The sequence below is a fragment of the Kitasatospora sp. NPDC085879 genome, from assembly GCF_040686255.1.
Lineage (GTDB): Bacteria > Actinomycetota > Actinomycetes > Streptomycetales > Streptomycetaceae > Kitasatospora.
This window is the reverse complement of record NZ_JBFBJZ010000018.1, coordinates 97255-114282: the sequence shown is the minus strand read 5'-3', so window position 1 is coordinate 114282 and position 17028 is coordinate 97255. Positions and strand designations below refer to the sequence as shown.

The 17028-nt window shown below is 73.9% G+C and carries 15 protein-coding genes and 1 pseudogene; 4 read left to right on the top strand and 12 right to left on the bottom strand.

Annotated features, from left to right (window positions below):
• Nucleotides 1-22 precede the first annotated feature (22 nt).
• The 8 genes and pseudogenes from AB0P35_RS16535 to ssd form a co-directional block, all read right to left on the bottom strand.
• Nucleotides 23-388 (bottom strand): annotated as a pseudogene (locus tag AB0P35_RS16535) (Rv3654c family TadE-like protein); the annotation flags it as partial.
• On the bottom strand, nucleotides 376-732 hold the full coding sequence (locus tag AB0P35_RS16530) for a TadE family type IV pilus minor pilin (protein WP_363511218.1): 357 nt from the start codon (nucleotides 730-732) through the stop codon (nucleotides 376-378). The pseudogene AB0P35_RS16535 and the gene AB0P35_RS16530, both read right to left, overlap by 13 nt.
• A 70-nt stretch (nucleotides 733-802) precedes the next feature.
• On the bottom strand, nucleotides 803-973 hold the full coding sequence (locus tag AB0P35_RS16525; RefSeq protein ID WP_257019304.1) for a DUF4244 domain-containing protein: 171 nt from the start codon (nucleotides 971-973) through the stop codon (nucleotides 803-805).
• Nucleotides 974-1238: 265 nt separating this feature from the next.
• Complete coding sequence (locus tag AB0P35_RS16520; protein ID WP_363511216.1) at nucleotides 1239-1826, bottom strand: type II secretion system F family protein; 588 nt, start codon at nucleotides 1824-1826, stop codon at nucleotides 1239-1241.
• A 200-nt stretch (nucleotides 1827-2026) separates the two neighbouring features.
• Nucleotides 2027-2896: a hypothetical protein gene (locus tag AB0P35_RS16515; RefSeq protein ID WP_363511214.1), complete on the bottom strand. Its 870-nt coding sequence runs from the start codon at nucleotides 2894-2896 to the stop codon at nucleotides 2027-2029.
• 233 nt (nucleotides 2897-3129) lie between these two features.
• Complete coding sequence (locus AB0P35_RS16510) at nucleotides 3130-3267, bottom strand: hypothetical protein (protein ID WP_363511212.1); 138 nt, start codon at nucleotides 3265-3267, stop codon at nucleotides 3130-3132.
• Complete coding sequence (locus tag AB0P35_RS16505; protein WP_363511210.1) at nucleotides 3264-4646, bottom strand: TadA family conjugal transfer-associated ATPase; 1383 nt, start codon at nucleotides 4644-4646, stop codon at nucleotides 3264-3266. The genes AB0P35_RS16510 and AB0P35_RS16505 overlap by 4 nt, the downstream gene beginning before the upstream one ends.
• Nucleotides 4643-5755: a septum site-determining protein Ssd gene (ssd, locus tag AB0P35_RS16500; protein ID WP_363511208.1), complete on the bottom strand. Its 1113-nt coding sequence runs from the start codon at nucleotides 5753-5755 to the stop codon at nucleotides 4643-4645. Before ssd ends, AB0P35_RS16505 begins: the two co-directional genes overlap by 4 nt.
• Before the next feature lie 639 nt (nucleotides 5756-6394).
• On the opposite strand from ssd, the gene AB0P35_RS16495 reads away from it, so the two are divergent.
• Nucleotides 6395-7417 (top strand): HAD-IB family hydrolase, encoded by a 1023-nt coding sequence (locus tag AB0P35_RS16495; RefSeq protein ID WP_363511206.1) that lies wholly within the window; start codon nucleotides 6395-6397, stop codon nucleotides 7415-7417.
• A gap of 351 nt (nucleotides 7418-7768) precedes the next feature.
• On the opposite strand, the gene AB0P35_RS16490 is transcribed toward AB0P35_RS16495, so the two are convergent.
• Entirely contained in the window at nucleotides 7769-8650 is an 882-nt protein-coding gene (locus AB0P35_RS16490) for an oxidoreductase (RefSeq protein WP_363511204.1), read from the bottom strand.
• A gap of 190 nt (nucleotides 8651-8840) precedes the next feature.
• Between AB0P35_RS16490 and AB0P35_RS16485 the strand changes: the two genes are divergently transcribed.
• Both AB0P35_RS16485 and AB0P35_RS16480 read left to right on the top strand, forming a co-directional pair.
• A complete protein-coding gene (locus tag AB0P35_RS16485; protein ID WP_363511202.1) occupies nucleotides 8841-9854 on the top strand; it encodes an ATP-binding protein in 1014 nt (337 codons plus the stop codon).
• A gap of 395 nt (nucleotides 9855-10249) precedes the next feature.
• A complete protein-coding gene (locus AB0P35_RS16480; RefSeq protein WP_363511200.1) occupies nucleotides 10250-12628 on the top strand; it encodes a SulP family inorganic anion transporter in 2379 nt (792 codons plus the stop codon).
• 28 nt (nucleotides 12629-12656) lie between these two features.
• Here the strand turns inward: AB0P35_RS16480 and AB0P35_RS16475 are convergent, their stop codons facing one another.
• Nucleotides 12657-13121: a hypothetical protein gene (locus AB0P35_RS16475; protein ID WP_363511259.1), complete on the bottom strand. Its 465-nt coding sequence runs from the start codon at nucleotides 13119-13121 to the stop codon at nucleotides 12657-12659.
• 544 nt (nucleotides 13122-13665) lie between these two features.
• Here AB0P35_RS16475 and acs point away from each other — a divergent pair.
• Nucleotides 13666-15621: an acetate--CoA ligase gene (gene acs, locus AB0P35_RS16470; RefSeq protein WP_363511198.1), complete on the top strand. Its 1956-nt coding sequence runs from the start codon at nucleotides 13666-13668 to the stop codon at nucleotides 15619-15621.
• A gap of 110 nt (nucleotides 15622-15731) precedes the next feature.
• Here the strand turns inward: acs and AB0P35_RS16465 are convergent, their stop codons facing one another.
• Nucleotides 15732-15962, bottom strand: a complete 231-nt coding sequence (locus AB0P35_RS16465; RefSeq protein ID WP_363511196.1) for a hypothetical protein — start codon at nucleotides 15960-15962, stop codon at nucleotides 15732-15734.
• On the bottom strand, nucleotides 15926-16657 hold the full coding sequence (locus AB0P35_RS16460) for a serine hydrolase domain-containing protein (RefSeq protein WP_363511194.1): 732 nt from the start codon (nucleotides 16655-16657) through the stop codon (nucleotides 15926-15928). Before AB0P35_RS16460 ends, AB0P35_RS16465 begins: the two co-directional genes overlap by 37 nt.
• Nucleotides 16658-17028: the final 371 nt, after the last annotated feature.

Here is a 17028-nt window from a genome sequence, read left to right as displayed (position 1 = left end):
ATGCCCAGACCGGGCCTGCCCGGGCGCGTGCCCTGGCCGGGCCGACCGGCAGGGCGAGGTGACCTGCCGTCACCTCCACGACCACCTCGACGGCATCCTCCTCAAGCCGAGGGGTACAGGACACCAGCGCGGCGCCGTGCGCCTGCGTGATCCGGGCCGCCCGGCCGCAGCCGCCGTCGGTGTCGATCAGCAGACGCTCGGCGGCCGCCAGCGCCGCGAGATCGGCGGCGGACTCGGCGCGGTGGCGGGCTGCGACCGCCTCACCCATCGCCAGGGCGACGGCGAAGACCGCACAACCCAGCATCCCGAGGGCGAGCAGCCAGACAGTCGCCGAGCCCGTGTCGCGGACCCTGTCGGGCGCGGCGGGTCCCGCTCTCAGGACGGCCATGGCGCACCGCCCTCCGGGCCGCCCGGGACGTCCTCGCGCGCGGCGACGGCGGAGGCGCCGAGCCGGACGGACAGGCCGGCCCCGATCCGGCCAGGTGCGAGGAACGGCGCCTCGACGGTCACCCGCACGGTCTCGGCGTCCTGGGCGATCTCCACCGACGCACCGGGCGGGGCGGCCGCGCGGGCCGCCGCCACCGCGTCGGTGTCACCACGGGCCGCCGCCCGTGCTGCGATCCGCGCCGCGTCCACGCAGCGGATCTGACCTGCAGCCGCGACGACGCCCCAGATGAGCATGGCCGCGAGCAGCACCATGGCCGGCATCGCCACCGCCGTCTCGGCAGTCACCGTCCCTGCGTCCTTGACCCGTGCCGGCCGGCCCCGCTCCCTCGGGAGCCGTCGGGGCCGACGGCGCTTCTCAGACCGCATGGAGGGCCCGATCGAGCAGTTCGGCGAGCGCCCCGGAGACCGTCCCGCTGGTCACCACGCGGTAGAGGATCGCCGCGAGCGCGCATGCCGCGACGGTGCCGATCGCGTATTCGGCGGTCGTCATGCCGGCGTCCGGCGGCCCGGCGGTTGCGCGGAGAATTCGCCGGGCGAGACGCCGGGCGAGACGCGCTCGGGCGACGGCGAGGCGCCGCAGCCCGAACCGGCGGCCCGCCGGCGCGGCGCGGACCAGGGTGGTTGTCGTCGCGGCGGGCACCGGGGCTTCGGGGCGGGAGTCCACCTCGACGGCGCGGTCCTCCGGGGACGGGGTGGGGGCGTCGGAGGGACGGAGAGCGGGCACGAACATCACAGACTCCTTCGGGTAGGGCTCTGAGTGCCGGATCGCCTGCGTCTCGACGGACGAGGCATCAGATCCGGTGGGTGTAGAGGGCGGCGAGGCCCATGACGACGGGCGCCACGCCGATCAGGACGAAGGCCGGGAGGAAGCAGAGCCCGAGCGGGGCGGTGGCGAGCACTCCGGCGCGTCGGACCCTGGCGTGTGCGGCTCGGGCCGCGGCGGCCCGCTGGGCCTGGGCGAGGCCGCTGAGTGCGGCGCCCGGCGGCGTGCCGCTGCGGCTGGTCCTGACCAGGCAGCGAGCCAGCGGGGCCAGTGCGGGGCTGGCCGCGCCGAGCTGTTCCCAGCAGACCTCGGGCGGTGCTCCCAGCGCGAGTTGTGCGGCTGCCGTGCTCAGCCGCTCCCGCATCGGGGAGTCGACGCCGGCGGCCACGGCGGCGGCAGCCCGGCCGGGCGCGGAGGCCGACCCGAGGCAGGCGGCCAGCAGCTCCGCGGTGAGCGGCAGTTGGCGCAGCAGATGCTCCTCCTCGGCCACCGCGCGCCGAGCGCCGGGCGACATCGGGCGTGGCAGCCAGCGGTAGGCCGCGGCGGCCGCCATCGCACCGGCGACCAGGCCCACCGCGCCGCCTGTGGCGGCGGCCGTACCGACGCCGACCGCCACCGGGCCCCACCATGCGCGGCCGGGAAGGCTCCGCCGAGGCCGACGGGGACGGGCGGATCCGAGACCGCGCACTACGGACCTGGCCGACCCGTGGCCGGGCAGGCATCGGCGGAGGCGTCTCCTGAGTTCGCGCCGCCGGGCCGGCCCGGGCAGAACTGACACCAGGGCGAGGACGACCGACAGTGCGGCGATCGCGGCGTTCATCGGGCTCTCTCCTGCCACGCAGCACGATCCCCGGGCCACTCCAGACCTCGCCCACGGTCCGCCCTGCGGCGGGACAGCCCGCACGCGGGCCGCTCCGAGCGCGGCCCGTCGGCCGGATCCACCGGTCCGCCGACTGTCTGCGGTACGGTCGCCACCGCCTGGCCCTCGGCCGTCCGTGGCCCGTCCTCGGCGGCCCGGACGATCCGGGCCGTCCAGAGCAGTCCGGCGGCCTCCAGCAGGGTGCCGAGGCCGAGGCAGGCCAGCCCTGCGGGAGTGTGCAGCAGGGTCGGCAGCGGGTGGGCGCCGAGGGCCGTTCCGAGCAGCAGGCCGAAGCCGGGGAGTACCGCGAGGAGGGCAACCGTCGCCCGTGACCCGGCGAGCTCTCCGGCGACCTCCTCCGCCAGGGCGCGTTCAGCGCGCAGGGCGTCGGCGAGCTGGTCCAGCCCGACCAAGAGTCCGGTGCCGCTGTCGGAGCTGACCTGCCAGCAGGCGGCCACGGCTGCCGCGCCCCGACCTCCGGGCAGTTCGGCGACCAGACGGAGGGCCATCGGGACGTCGGCTCCGTAGCGTGCTGCCGCGAGGCGGGCGGACGGTTCGGCGCCGAGGGCGTCGCGGAGCGTACTGCCACGGCCGATGACGGTCTGCAGGGCAAGCTCCGGCGTGGCACCACTGCGCAGCTCGCCGACCAGGCCCGTACAGAGATCGATCACGGCGGCCGAGCGGCGACGCGCTTCCTGAGCCGTCCGGCGCCGACTGCGCTGCCGGCGCAGCGGCACGACGCCGACAGCGGCGGCGAGGAGCGGCACCGGCGATCGGACGATGTGGCTGGCCGCGAGCCCGATGGGCAGGAGGACGAGCTCGGGCACCAGCCATCGCGGCCGACGTCCTCCCGAACCGGCACACCGGGCGATCCGCTCGAGGACGGCGCGGAGTCCGGCCCTGCCCCAGCGCCGGGTGGTGCGCTTGCCCGGGGCGCCTGCACGGTCCGGGGTGCCGAGCAGCCGACGCGCCCGAGTATCGCCGTGGGGTCGCCGTCGAACGCCGCTGCCCGGCGTGGTTGCTCGGCCACCGACGGCTGCCGCAGCTGTGGTCGGCGCGCTCACGGCTGCCTCCACGGCCGGTCCGTCGTTCGGTCGTCCTCCGGCCGGGCGGCGGCCGACTGCAGCAGTCGCCACCCCAGGGTGGCCACCCCGCACAGCGCCAGCGCCCAGAGGCACTCCAGTTGGCGGAACGTCATTCCGGCCTCCCCGCGAGGACGACGCCGCGTTCGGCGCAGACATGCTGCAGGGCGGCCCAGCCCGGCCCGGTCTCGCAGCCGCCTCCGGGCCGGAAGAGCACGGCGGGTCGGGTGGCGGTGAGGCCGCGGGCATCGCCCTCAACGGTGTGGAGTTCGGCGACCCGCCGCTGCCCGGTGGCCGGGTCACGGACGAGGTGGACAACCAGGTCGACGGCGGCGCGGAGCTGGCTGTGCAGTGAGAGCCGGTCGAGCCCCGCGAGCGACCCGAGTGCTTCGAGGCGGGCCGGGACGTCGGCCGCCGCATTGGCGTGGACCGTCCCGAAGCCTCCGTCGTGCCCGGTGTTGAGGGCGGCGAGCAGGTCGACGACCTCGGCGCCGCGGACCTCGCCGACGACCAGTCTGTCCGGGCGCATCCGCAGGGCCTGGCGGACGAGGTCGCGCAGGGTGAGTTCGCCGAGCCCCTCCTGGTTCGGCGGACGGCTCTGCAGGCGCACCACATGCGCGTGGTCGGGACGGAGTTCGGCCGAGTCCTCGGCGATGACGATCCGTTCGTCCGGTCCGACCAGGCCGAGCAGGGTGGCCAGGAGAGTGGTCTTGCCGGAGCCGGTGCCGCCGCTGATGAGCAGCGACAGCCGGGCCCGGAGCACGCCTCGGAGCAGGTCGGCACCGGTCTCGGTGAGGGTGCCGCCGGCGACGAGCTCGTCCGGGGTGAACGGGCGGGCGCGGCAGATCCGCAGGGAGATGTGGGTGCAGCCGCCGGCGGCGATGGGCGGGAGCACGGCGTGCAGCCGGGTGCCGTCCGGGAGGCGGGCGTCGACCCAGGGCATGGCGTCGTCGAGTCGGCGGCCGGCGGCGGTCGCAAGTCGGTGGGCGAGCCGTCGGACGGCCTCACGGTCCGGGAACCTGACCTCGGGTGCCCGCTGGAGGCCGCTGCCGCAGTCGATCCACACGTCGTCAGGACCGTTGACGAGGACGTCCGTCACATCGGGGCGGTCGAGCAGTTCGTGGAGCGGGCCGGCCCCGACCAGCTCGGCCTGGATGGCCCGCACCGTGTCGAGCACGTCGTCTCCGCCGAGGGTCGGCCGGTTCGCCCGCAGTGCGGCAGCGACGGACCCGGTGGTGGGCAGGGCCCCGGTCTCGGCGAGGTGCAGGCGCACTGCGTCGAGCAGGGCGCCGCGCCGGTGCGCGGTGTCGTCCTGGGACACCGGGCCCGATGCCGCGATCGGCTCGGTGCCGTGCGGGCCGGGGAGCAGGGCCGCAGCGGTGCGCAGGGATCCGCCGGCGCCGAGCCTCAGGCCGGTGCCGAGGCGTCGGCGGTGCTGCGAGGGCTGGGCCCAGGGACCGGCGGAGAGCCTGCGCCGCGGGAGGCGGTCGGTCATGACGCACCTCCGCCGGCGGCCGCCACCGGGGGCATGGCCTCGTTCAGGAATCCGCTGCAGAAGCGGGCCAGCGGGCCGCGCTCACGCAGGCCGGGCGGCAGTCCGCGTTCGACGTCGAGGCCGAGCCCGGGCTCCGGCGGGAGCTCCCCGGCGAAGGCGAGCCGCAGGTTGCGGGCGATCTCCGGAGCGGGGAGGCCCACCGGCCCGGGCACCCGGACCACGGCGCGGAGGTCGGTCAGCCGCATCCGGGCGGCTGTGGCCACCCGGTCCGTGGCGGCGAGGGCGCGCAGCTCGGCGGGCACCACGAGCAGAGCGGTGTCGATCTGCTCCAGCGCCTGGGCGGCGGCAGGATCGAGGTGGCGGGGCAGGTCCACGACGACCAGGCCGCCGCGGCGCCGGGCCGCCGCGAGCACGCTGCGCATGGCCTCGGGTGGGATGGCCAGACAGTCGCTGCGGTCCCAGGAGAGGGCGCTGAGACCTCGCAGTTCCGGCAGCGCGCCGACGAGTTCGGCTCCGCTGACCCGCCCGCGGGAGCCGGCGAGGTCGGGCCAGCGGAGCCCTTCGGCGGTCTCGCCGCCGAGCAGGACGTCCAGGCCTCCGCCGAGCGGGTCCGCGTCGACGAGCATCGTCCGGTGCCCGCTGCGCGCCGCGGTCAAGGCGAGCGCGCAGGCCAGCGTCGAGGCGCCGGCGCCGCCTCGGCCGCCGAGCACGCCGACGGTGAGCGCGGGTGGCCCGACGCCCTCCGCCGCGTCGGCGATCCGGTCCAGCAGCCATGCCTGCGCGTCCGGCAGGAAGAGGACGTGCTCCGCGCCGAGGCGCACGGCCCGCACCCAGACGCTGCCGTCGTCCAGGTCGAGCCCGAGCAGCAGCACGTCCGCCCGCCGCGGCAGCCCCGCGCAGGCCTCGGCGAGGTCGTCGCCGACCAGGACGAGCGGTGCGTCCTCCCAGAGTGCGCGCGGCGGTTCGGTGCGGACCAGCCGAGGCTCGGCGCCGGCGGCCGCGCAGATCCGGGCCAAGTGGTCGGCCAGAGCGTCGTCCGCGGTGACGATCAGCGGGCCGGTGGGCGCGGGCCGGCCCGACGGGCGGGAATCGGTGGTGGGTGTCGACATGTGGTCTCCCCCAGGGGCGGTGCCCGGTGCTTCCGGGCGGTGTCCGAGTGGTCCGGGCCGGGCCGGGCCGCGCGCTCAGCGCGTCCGGCGGCCGGTATGGGGCCGCCTCACCTGCCCGGCGGACGGGTGGGGCGGGTGGCCCGGGCTCCACCGTGTCGGACCCGGAGGGCTCCGCATCCGCCGTCGACATTCGCTGTGGACATCTCGGGGCTGTGGATAACTTTGTTCACTCGCCCGGGGGGCAATGTGTCGCAGAATTGACGGTGAAGGCAGGCGAACGCGCCGTTCGGACGCTCTGTGATTTCCGGTGAAACAGTCACCCAGAGTGACAGGAGTGGCGCGGGGGTGAAACACGCGCTTTCATCGGGCGAGACGGTCACCGATGCGTTCCGGTGGGCCACCGCGAGTGTCAACTGGCCTGCGAAACGGGCCCGGACATGCGACGACCCCCGCCGGGGGGGAGAGCGGGGGTCGTCTATCCACGGCCCGACTCGGGGGGGAGGAGCCGGACCGGGTTAGCACGGTCGCGAACGATCCGTGACTTCCATGGTGTACCCGAGCGGCCAGAAACACAAACCCACGCGCCGCCGAGTACGCCGAATGGCGGGGGGTTTCGACCCGCCCTCTATCCTCGGTCCCGTGGACACCACCGAGAACGCCGACGCCGTCGACAACGGTCCCGACTCGGGGCGCGCGACCACCCCTGACGCGCCCCCGCCGATCCCTGCCGACGCGGCCACCAGCCCTGCCGACGCGGCCACGAGCGAACCGGGCGGTACAGAGGACTCCACCGCCGCGCACCGCACGGTCGACGCTTCCACCGAGGTCGACGGGCAGGCCGCCCCGGCCAGGGCGTACGGCAGCCCGCGGACGGCCGCCTTCTTCGACCTGGACAAGACCATCATCGCCAAGTCGAGCGCGCTCGCCTTCAGCCGGCCTTTCTACCAGGGCGGACTGATCAATCGTCGGGCCGTGCTGAAGAGCGCCTACGCCCAGTTCGTCTTCCTGGTCGGTGGCGCGGACCACGACCAGATGGAGAAGATGCGGCAGTACCTGTCGGCGCTGACCCGCGGCTGGAACGTCCAGCAGGTCCGCGAGATCGTCGCGGAGACCCTGCACGAGCTGATCGACCCGATCATCTACGAGGAGGCCGCGTCGCTGATCGAGCAGCACCACGCGGCCGGGCGCGACGTGGTGATCGTCAGCAGTTCCGGCTCCGAGGTCGTCGAGCCGATCGGCCGTCTGCTCGGCGCCGACCATGCGATCGCCACCCGCCTCAAGGTCGAGAACGGCTGCTACACCGGCGAGATCGAGTACTACGCCTATGCGGAGAACAAGGCCGCGGCCATCCGCGAGCTCGCCGCGGAGCAGGGCTACGACCTGGCCGAGTGCTATGCCTACAGCGACTCGTCCACCGACCTCCCGCTGCTGGCGGCGGTCGGTCACCCGTCGGCGGTCAACCCCGACCGGGCGCTGCGCAAGGAGGCGGCAGCCCGCGAGTGGCCGGTGCTGGTCTTCAACCGCCCGGTTGAACTCCGCAGCCGGCTACCGGAGTTCTCCGCCCCGAGCCGCTCGGTCCTGCTGGCCGTCGCGGTCGGCGCGGCAGCGCTCACGGCGGGCCTTTTCTGGTACTCCGCGCGGCGGCGCCGACCCCTGGTCTGACCTGGCCGCGAGCGCCGGATGCCTTATCGGACAAACCGGAAAAAATTCTTGTTTCGGGTTCCGCTTTGCACCGATCCGCGATAGAAAGGACATACGGCCCGCGAGACCCGGTCAGGACCCTAAGGGGTCGATCCGACAACGCAGTTCAGGCCCACGGACCGCGCACAGCCAGCTGGGCACCCACATGCAGCCGACCCGCTGACGGGCCGCCGCACCAGGTGAACGGGCCAGATCCCCACCTGATGGGCACTTCCGGTGCATGCTTGGTACCCCGGTACCTGTGCCAGCGGCGGCACCGAGCAGGATCAGGTGCCGCCGCATCTCCATGTCACCCACCGGGGGCGCAGGCCGTCAGACCATGCCGCGCTGCATCGCCTCGCAGACCGCGGTGCTCTCACGGACACCGAGCCGCAGCGCCTCCCCGCAGTGCCGGATCCAGCGCGCCATACCGTCGCCGGTGCCGCTGAGGTATCCGGCCAGGGCGTCCTGGTACGCGCCGGTGCCGAGTTCGGCGAGCCCGACCTCGGCCGGGCAGATCGCCTTCGGGTCGAGGCCCTCGGAGATCAGGACGATGCGCTGCGCGGCGCGAGCGATCACCCCGTTGTGCGAGGTGAAGGGGCGGAGGGCGAGCAGCTCGCCGTGCACCACCGCGGCCACCACCAGGGCGGGCGCGCCGTTCGCGGCGTTCTCCGACCGGGCCACCAGCACCTGCGCCAGCTGGTCGAGGCGTGCGGCGGCCTCCTCCGCGCCGGGCGCGGGCGGGAGTTCCGCGCCCTCCACCGGCTTTTCGAGCCCCTCGGAGGCGGCCAGCTCGATCGGGAAGAGCGGCTCGGCCGCCTCGGCCGCGCGTCGCGGCCGGCCGGCGGACGGATCGGGATCACCCACCGCCAGCAGGTGCAGCCGGGCCAGCACCTGCAGCGGCGAGTGCCGCCACACACCCAGCAGCTGCCCGGCCTCGGCCGAGATCCGCAGCGAGCCGCCCACCGTACGCGCCTCGGCATCGCCGCCGAAGTCGGTGCGGCGCCGGACCTCCTCCAGCGACCAGTCGGCTCCGTCCAGGGCGGCGGACGCCCTGGCGCCGCGAATAGCGGCCTCCGACGTCACCTCGCCGGCGCGGCGGCGCATCACACGGTGGCCGTAGAGCCGGTCGACGGCCTTGCGCACCTCGGCCACGGCCTCGGGCACCCCGGGCAGCTCGGCCAGCGAGGCGAGGGGATCAGTTCCAGTGCTCACGTACCTGAGGGTAATGAACCACCCTTCACCCTCCGCACAGCAACCCCGCCATCACCCGTTCGAGGCAATCCGCACTTCCCACCCGTGCGGCCTACCAAACCACCGCTAGCATGACCGCTATCGATGACGATAACGATTTCCAACATCCCCTCGGCGGCATCGACCGCCGGCGCGAGAGCCGGAGCCCCAGATGAAGATCGCGTTCGTCGGCAAGGGCGGCAGCGGCAAGACCACGCTGTCCGCACTGTTCATCCGCCATCTGGCCGCCGCGGGCCGGCCGGTCATCGCCGTCGACGCCGACATCAACCAACACCTGGGCCCGGCTCTGGGCCTGACGGACCGCCAGGCTGCCGAGCTGCCCTCGCTCGGCGCCCACCTGCCGGAGATCAAGGAGTACCTCCGCGGCGACAACCCGCTGATCGGATCGGCCGACGAGATGATCAAGACCACTCCTCCGGGTCGGGGTTCGCGGCTGCTGCGGATCGTCGAGGAGAACCCGGTCTACGCCACCTGCGCCCGCCCGATCGCTCTCGACGAGGGGTCAGTCCGGCTCCTGGCGACCGGTGCCTTCACCGAGGAGGACCTGGGAGTGGCCTGCTATCACTCCAAGGTCGGCGCGGTCGAGCTGCTGCTCAACCACCTCGTCGATGCCCAGGACGAGTACGTGGTCACCGACATGACCGCCGGGTCGGACTCCTTCGCCTCCGGCCTGTTCACCCGGTTCGACCTGACCTTCCTGATCGCCGAACCGACCCGCAAGGGCATCTCCGTCTACCGCCAGTACAAGGAGTACGCGCGCGACTTCGGGGTCAACCTCATGGTGGTCGGCAACAAGGTGCAGGGGCCCGACGACCTGGCCTTCCTCCGCCGCGAGGTGGGCGACGACCTGCTGACCGCCTTCGGCCACTCGGACTGGGTGCGCCGGCTGGAGCAGGGCGCCGAGCCACCGCTGAGCTCGCTGGAGCCGGCCAACCGCGGCGTCCTGGAGCGGCTGAAGGAGGAGGCCGACGCCGCGATCGGGCTCCGAGACCCGCGCAAGTACACCGCCCAGGCGGTCCACTTCCACCTGCGCAATGCCGAGAGCTGGGGCAACGCGAAGGTCGGCCGCGACCTCGCCACGCAGGTCGATCCGGAATACGTCCTCGGCCTCGAAGCCACCGCGGGCGACCTCGACGAGGCCGGCCTGGGCGCAGCCCGCGCCTGATCCGGCACCGCCCGGAGAACACCCCGCGGGACAACCCCCGGGTTGCCGAAAGCTCGCGGACCACCGCGCACCGCCATCGCCGGGAGGGCCGGCGGACACCCCTTGAGCTGGGTGTTCGCCGGCCCTCCCGGCTGTCGGGTTCCCGACCGGACCGCCTCCACTCATAAAGGTGAATCCAACGCTCCGACCTGTCGTTCGGATTCACGCTGTGCAAAGATCTCATTACTCTCGGTTTACCGAATCTTGGTAGACCGGACTGATGGTCCTTGGGCCTCGCGGCCGAGTCGCCGCGCCCGCACCATCCCGCCAAACCGTCGCGGCCCACGACAGCCGATCCGCTGACAGCACCACCGCCGGACCTGACTGCGTTCGTTCCCCCGGAAAGACGGGACACCATGACGCTCGACATCTCCTCCGCACCCATCGCCTCGGACACCACCGACCACGCACCGCCGGGCGGCGGCCGGTCCTCCCGGCCCGGGTCCCGCAAGGCGAGCGGCCGAGGCCGCTCCGTGCTCCTCCACGACCTGCCGGCCTCGCTGGCGGTCTTCCTGATCGCGGTGCCCTTCTCGCTCGGCATCGCCCTCGCCACCGGCGCCCCGCTCACCGCGGGCCTCGTCGCGGCAGCCGCGGGCGGCCTGGTGGCCGGCTTGCTCGGTGGCACCCCCCTGCAGGTCAGCGGCCCGTCCGCGGCCCTCACCGTGATCACCGCCGGCATCGTCGCGCAGTACGGGTGGCAGGTCGCCTGCGCGGTGACGGTCGCCGCGGGCCTGCTCCAGCTGCTGCTCGGCTCGCTGCGGGTGGCCCGTGCGGCGCTCGCCGTCTCCCCCGCGATCGTGCACGGGATGCTGGCCGGCGTCGGCCTCACCATCGCCCTGGCCCAGCTCCATGTCGTGCTCGGCGGCTCACCGCAGAGCTCCGCCCTGGCCAACCTGCTCGCGATGCCCGATCAGCTGGCCGGGCCGCACCTGCCGGCCCTCGCCGTCGGCGCACTCGCCATCGCCGTGCTCTTCTGCTGGCCCCGCCTCGGCCGGCTGCCCGGCGCCGCCGGCCGGATCGGTGCCAGGCTCACCCGGCTGCCCGCCGCCCTGGTCGCCGTCGCCGCCGGCACCACGCTCTCCCTCGTCCTCGGCCTGCACCTCGCCCGGGTGGAGCTGCCCGGCTGGCAGCACCACGCGCTGGCGGCTGCCCCGAGCGGCCGGCTGCTCGCCGAGCAGTGGCCCGGCCTGCTCGCCCTGGTGCTGACGGTCACGGCGGTCGCCGGCGTGGAGTCGCTGCTCTCCTCGGTCGCGGTCGACCGGATGACGCACACCTCCAGCGACCTGGACCGGGAGCTGCGCGGCCAGGGCCTCGCCAACACGGTCTCCGGGCTGCTCGGCGGTCTGCCGGTGGCCGGCGGCGCCGTCCGCAGCACGGCCAATGTGCAGGCAGGCGCGGCCTCCCGCTGGTCGGCCGTGCTGCACGGCTGCTGGGTGGTGCTGGCCGCTCTGGCGCTGGCCGGTGGGCTGCGCAGGATCCCGCTCGCCGCCCTGGCCGCCCTGGTGCTCGTCGTCGGCGTCCAGATGGTCAGCTTCGCCCACATCCGGCGCATCCACCGGCACCGCGAGTTCCCGGTCTACCTGGTCACCGTGCTCGGCGTGGTCGTCCTGGGCGTCCCGCTCGGCGTGGCCGTCGGCGGAACGGTCGCCGGCCTGTTCGCCCTGCACCGGCTGACCCGCGCCCGCGTCGAGGTCACCACCGGGCAGGACGGCACCCACCGCGTACGGACCCACGGGCCGCTCACCTTCGCCGCCGTCCCCCGGCTCAGCCGCACGCTCGCCCAGATTCCCCCGGGCGCGGCGGTCACCGTCCACCACGACGGGACTTTCCTCGACCATGCCGCGTACGAGGCGCTGCACACCTGGCGGGCCATGTACCAGGCCGCCGGCGGACGGGTCGCCATGGTGACCGACCAGCACAGCCAGCACGCGGTGCTAGACCCGGACGGCACGCTGGATCCGGATCCCGCCGCGGGCTCGCAGCAGTTCCGGGCGTGGACGCCGTGGATGGGGCACCACAGCATCGAACAGGACGGCGGCGACGCGCACGGCCTGCTGCTCGACGGGGTGCGCGGCTTCCAGGAGCACACCGCGCCGCTGGTCCGTCAGGAGCTGGCGAGGCTCGCCCGCGAGGGCCAGACTCCCTCGCAGCTCTTCCTGACCTGCGCCGACTCCCGGATGGTCACCAGCATGATCACCAGCAGCGGTCCCGGGGACCTGTTCACCGTGCGGAACGTCGGCAATCTCGTCCCCGCCCCGTACGAGCCGGGCGCCGCGGACGACTCGGTCGCGGCCGCCGTGCAGTACGCCGTCGAGGTTCTGGAGGTCCGCTCGATCACGGTCTGCGGGCACTCCGGCTGCGGGGCGATGAAGGCCCTGCTGGACGGTGTCCACCAGCAGCCCGGCAGCCCGACCCCGCTCGTCCGCTGGCTGCGCAACGGCCGAGGCTCGCTCGCCCGGGCCAAGCGCGCGCCCGCCCGATTCGCCGACCGGCCGGCCGCCGACCCGGTCGAGGAACTCTGCATCACCAACGTCGTCCAACAGCTCGACCAACTGCTCGCCAACCCCGCGGTCGAACGCCGGGTCGCCGCCGGGACGCTGCGCCTGGTCGGAATGTACTTCGACTTCGCGACCGCCCAGGCCTACGTTCTGGACGGTGGCACCGGCCGCTTCACCCCGGTGTCCGCCGAGCGCCGCGACGAACAGCTGCAGGAGCGAACACCGGTGACGGCCTGAAGACCACCTGCACCACCTCCCGCCGTCCTCAGGGCCGGAGCAGCCCCGCCAGGTCGGCCGGTGTGACGTACCCCGGCCACCGGCCGTCCGAGAACAGGTGGACGCCGGCGTCCAGGTAGCACTGGTCGACCAGTTGGGAGCAGATCATGTGGCGGCTGCTCGCCACATAGCCCTTGATCAGTGGGCCGACCGGCAGGTGGAAGCGGTGCGCGGCCAGCGCGACGTAGTCGGCCGCGCTGTAGGGGACGCCGATGTATCCGCGGGCGGCGGCGGCGATTGCCGCGCGCTGGGCGTCCGTCAGGGCGTACCTGCCGGTGGACCAGAGCGCCGGCCGGCCGTCGTACACGGAGAGGGGGCGCAGTTCGGCGCCGCCGGGCTGCGCCTCGACCAGTTGCCCGCCCCCGAGGTAGACGAAGGCGTGCTCGTAGTCGGCGAAGCCGTCGCCGTTGAGCCACTGGCCGATTCGGATGAGGCGGCCGACCCCGCCGTCCATGCGGACGACGGCGAAGTCGCCGGGGAGCCGAGAGGAGGGAGGAGGTGTGGCCGACACGACATTGGCCTCCGTCGCATGAGGGTGCGATGGTCGGGCCCGTGGCGACGCCACAGGCCCGCCTGGTCAGTGGAGTACCGATGCGCCAGGTCGTCAAGTGCTCCAGCACCAGCAGTTCCGCCGCTGCACGCGTCACGCGCGGCGCCGCAGCCGCCCGCCCGCCCTCGCCGTACGGGCACTCCGGCCCGACGCCCCGGGCGCCCGGGCCCGCCCGCCCCGGCGGGCTCCGGGGAGCGCACCCGCCCGAACGCACCCCTTCGGGCGCGACACTCCGCGTTCACGCCGTGTCCGGCCCGGGCCCCGCCCGCCGTTCACCCGGCGTCCCGCCGGAGGTCCGCGCCGGGCCCGACAGCACGCCAAAGGTCTACACCAATTATCGGGAGGCACTTGTCAACACACCCATTCGCCTGGTGAGCTGTGTGCTGGGACACACGGGACAATCCCGCAGGGGATCGCCCGGCAGATGAGACTCGATGAGGAGTGCGCGTTGAGCAACGAGAGCCTGGCCAATCTGCTCAAGGAGGAGCGCCGCTTCGCGCCGCCGGCCGCGCTGGCCGCGTCCGCGAACGTGACCGCTGACGCCTACCGGCAGGCCTCCGAGGACCGGCTCGCTTTCTGGGCGGAGCAGGCCCGCCGCCTCACCTGGACCGTCGAGCCGACCGAGACCCTGGACTGGAGCAACCCGCCGTTCGCGAAGTGGTTCGCCGACGGCCGGATCAACGTCGCGTACAACTGCGTCGACCGGCACGTCGAGGCCGGCCTCGGCGACCGCGTCGCCATCCACTTCGAGGGCGAGGGCGGTGACACCCGCACCCTCACCTACGCCGACCTGAAGGACGAGGTCAGCCGGGCCGCGAACGCCCTGCTCGAACTCGGCGTCCGCAAGGGCGACCGCGTCGCCGTCTACCTGCCGATGATCCCCGAGGCCGTCGTCGCGATGCTCGCCTGCGCCCGGATCGGCGCCACCCACTCCGTCGTCTTCGGCGGCTTCTCCGCCGACGCCGTCGTCTCCCGTATCCAGGACGCCGACGCCAAGCTCGTCATCACCGCGGACGGCGGCCACCGCCGTGGCAAGCCCTCCGCCCTCAAGCCCGCCATCGACGAGGCCCTCGCCCGCTGCCCCGGCGTCGAGCACGTCCTCGTCGTGCGCCGCACCGGCCAGGACACCGCATTCACCGAGGGCCGGGACGTGTGGTGGCACGACATCGTCGACCGGCAGAGCCCCGTCCACGAGCCGGAGGGCCACGAGGCCGAGCACCCGCTGTTCATCCTCTACACCTCCGGCACCACCGGGAAGCCCAAGGGCATCCTGCACACCACCGGCGGTTACCTCACCCAGGCCGCCTACACCCACCACGCCGTCTTCGACCTCAAGCCGGAGAGCGACGTCTACTGGTGCACCGCCGACATCGGCTGGGTCACCGGTCACTCGTACATCGTCTACGGGCCGCTCGCCAACGGCGCCACCCAGGTCATCTACGAGGGCACCCCGGACACCCCGCACCAGGGCCGGTTCTGGGAGATCGTGCAGAAGTACGGCGTCACCATCCTCTACACCGCGCCGACCGCGATCCGCACGTTCATGAAGTGGGGCGACGACATCCCCGCCAAGTTCGACCTGTCCAGCCTGCGGGTGCTCGGCAGCGTCGGCGAGCCGATCAACCCCGAGGCCTGGGTCTGGTACCGCGAGCACATCGGCGGCGGCCGCTGCCCGATCGTCGACACCTGGTGGCAGACCGAGACCGGCGCCATCATGATCAGCCCGCTGCCCGGCGTCACCGAGACCAAGCCCGGCTCCGCCCAGCGCGCCCTGCCCGGCATCGCGGCCACCGTCGTCGACGACGAGGCCAACGAGGTCCCGGACGGCTCCGGCGGCTACCTGGTGCTCACCGAGCCGTGGCCCTCCATGCTCCGCACCGTCTGGGGCGACGACCAGCGCTACCTCGACACGTACTGGTCCCGCTTCGAGGGCCGCTACTTCGCCGGTGACGGCGCGAAGAAGGACGAGGACGGCGACATCTGGCTGCTCGGCCGGGTCGACGACGTGATGCTGGTCTCCGGCCACAACATCTCCACCACCGAGGTCGAGTCCGCGCTGGTCTCGCACCCGGCGGTCGCCGAGTCCGCGGTCGTCGGCGCCACCGACGCGACCACCGGTCAGGCGATCGTCGCCTTCGTCATCCTGCGCAGCGGCGTCGCCGACGCCGACGGCCTGGTCGCCGGCCTGCGCGACCACGTCGGCAGGACGCTCGGCCCGATCGCCAAGCCCAAGCGGATCCTGCTCGTCAACGAGCTCCCGAAGACCCGCTCCGGCAAGATCATGCGCCGCCTGCTCCGCGACGTCGCCGAGAACCGTGAGATCGGGGACGTCACCACCCTCGCCGACTCCTCCGTCATGAACCTCATCCAGGCCCAGCTGCCGAGCGCGAGCAGCGAGGACTGAGCAAGGACCGGACGCGGAGAAGGCAGGGAGTAGAGAGACGAACGGCCCCGGGCCGGCCGCCGCGAGACCGCGGTGGCCGGCCCGGGGCCGTCTTCGTACGGGCTGCCGGCTCAGCTGCCGCGCAGGGCGCAGAGGGTCGCGTACGCGGTCCAGGTCAAGGCGCGGCGCGTGGTCGGCAGGGTGTTGCCCATGACGACCAGCCCAGCCCTGCCCACCGGGTCGAATCCGGCGAAGGCCGTGAAGCCGCGGGTCGAGCCGTGGTGGCAGAGCAGTTCGCCCTCCTCCGAGGTGCGGTGACCCCAGATCAGGCCGATCCCCGAGCCGTCCCGGCGGTGTGCCACCCGGGGTCGGGCCACGTCGCGCAGTGCGGTCCGCAGCGAGGGCCCAGCGCCCGTTCACTCCGGGATCGGCACGGCGTCGACCGACAGATGTGCTGCAGGAAGCGGAGCATGTCGTCGGCGGTGGAGTGCAGGGCCGCGGCGCCCGGCAGCGCGGGAATACGGAACGAGGGCACCCGGCGGTCGCGTCGGTAGCCGGCGCCCTCGGTGCGACCGGAGCCGCAGGTGGTGTCGATCAGTCCGAGCGGTTCGCAGACCCGGGCGGCGAGCAGGTCCTCGTGGCGGAGGCCGGCGGCGTGCTCCAGCACGAGTCCGAGCAGGGCGGTGCCGAGGTTGGAGTAGCGGACCTGCGTACCGGGTGTGCCGCGGACGGGCGTCCGCGGCAGGGCGCGCAGCAGGTGGGGTGCACTGAAGGTGATCGGCCGTTCCCGCGGGTACCGGGGAACGGAGCCGGCCGGCAGGTAGCGGTCGATCGGGTCGTCGTACCGGACTTCGCCTCGGGCGACCATGGCGGCGAGCAGCAGGGCGGTGAAGGTCTTGGTGACGGAGCCGAGTTCGAAACGGCTGTCGGCGCGGACGGGTCGGGAGCCCGGCCGGTCGGCGTAGCCGCGGCAGGCAACGGTGCGTTCGTCGCCGCGGATGACGGCCACGGCGACGTCGTCCTCGTGGGTGCGGTGGCTGCGTGAACTGCGCTGCATGAACTGTCGCGTCCGTGCCACCCGGGCGGGTGCGCGATGCCGACCATAAGGACGAACCGCTGGTCACGCATCCGGTCGCACGCCGTCCGGGGGACGGCGTCCGCCGGCCTGCTCGGGGCCGGTCGCGTCGCCCGGCCGTCGCCCCCGGGCTGCATAGACTGCGCCCGTTCCACCGCCGTCGCGCGCTCCGTAGAATGCGGGCGGGGCATCAGAACCGCTCCGAGGCGCGCCGGGAAGTCTGGTCGGCAACTGCACCACCGGTGTCTCCGGCACCGACCGCCCGCCTCAGCCCCAGGAGGTCCCGCCGTGGGCACACCGCCCGAGCCCGACCGGCCCACCGAGCCCGCCCGCCCCACCGGGTCCGGTCCGGG

Coding starts and splice junctions, on each gene's coding strand:
- AB0P35_RS16510 (WP_363511212.1), bottom strand. CDS start 3,267: ATGACGTTCCGCCAACTGGAGTGCCTCTGGGCGCTGGCGCTGTGCGGG.
- AB0P35_RS16505 (WP_363511210.1), bottom strand. CDS start 4,646: ATGACCGACCGCCTCCCGCGGCGCAGGCTCTCCGCCGGTCCCTGGGCC.
- ssd (WP_363511208.1), bottom strand. CDS start 5,755: ATGTCGACACCCACCACCGATTCCCGCCCGTCGGGCCGGCCCGCGCCC.
- AB0P35_RS16485 (WP_363511202.1), top strand. CDS start 8,841: ATGAAGATCGCGTTCGTCGGCAAGGGCGGCAGCGGCAAGACCACGCTG.
- AB0P35_RS16480 (WP_363511200.1), top strand. CDS start 10,250: ATGACGCTCGACATCTCCTCCGCACCCATCGCCTCGGACACCACCGAC.
- AB0P35_RS16475 (WP_363511259.1), bottom strand. CDS start 13,121: ATGGACGGCGGGGTCGGCCGCCTCATCCGAATCGGCCAGTGGCTCAAC.
- AB0P35_RS16460 (WP_363511194.1), bottom strand. CDS start 16,657: ATGCAGCGCAGTTCACGCAGCCACCGCACCCACGAGGACGACGTCGCC.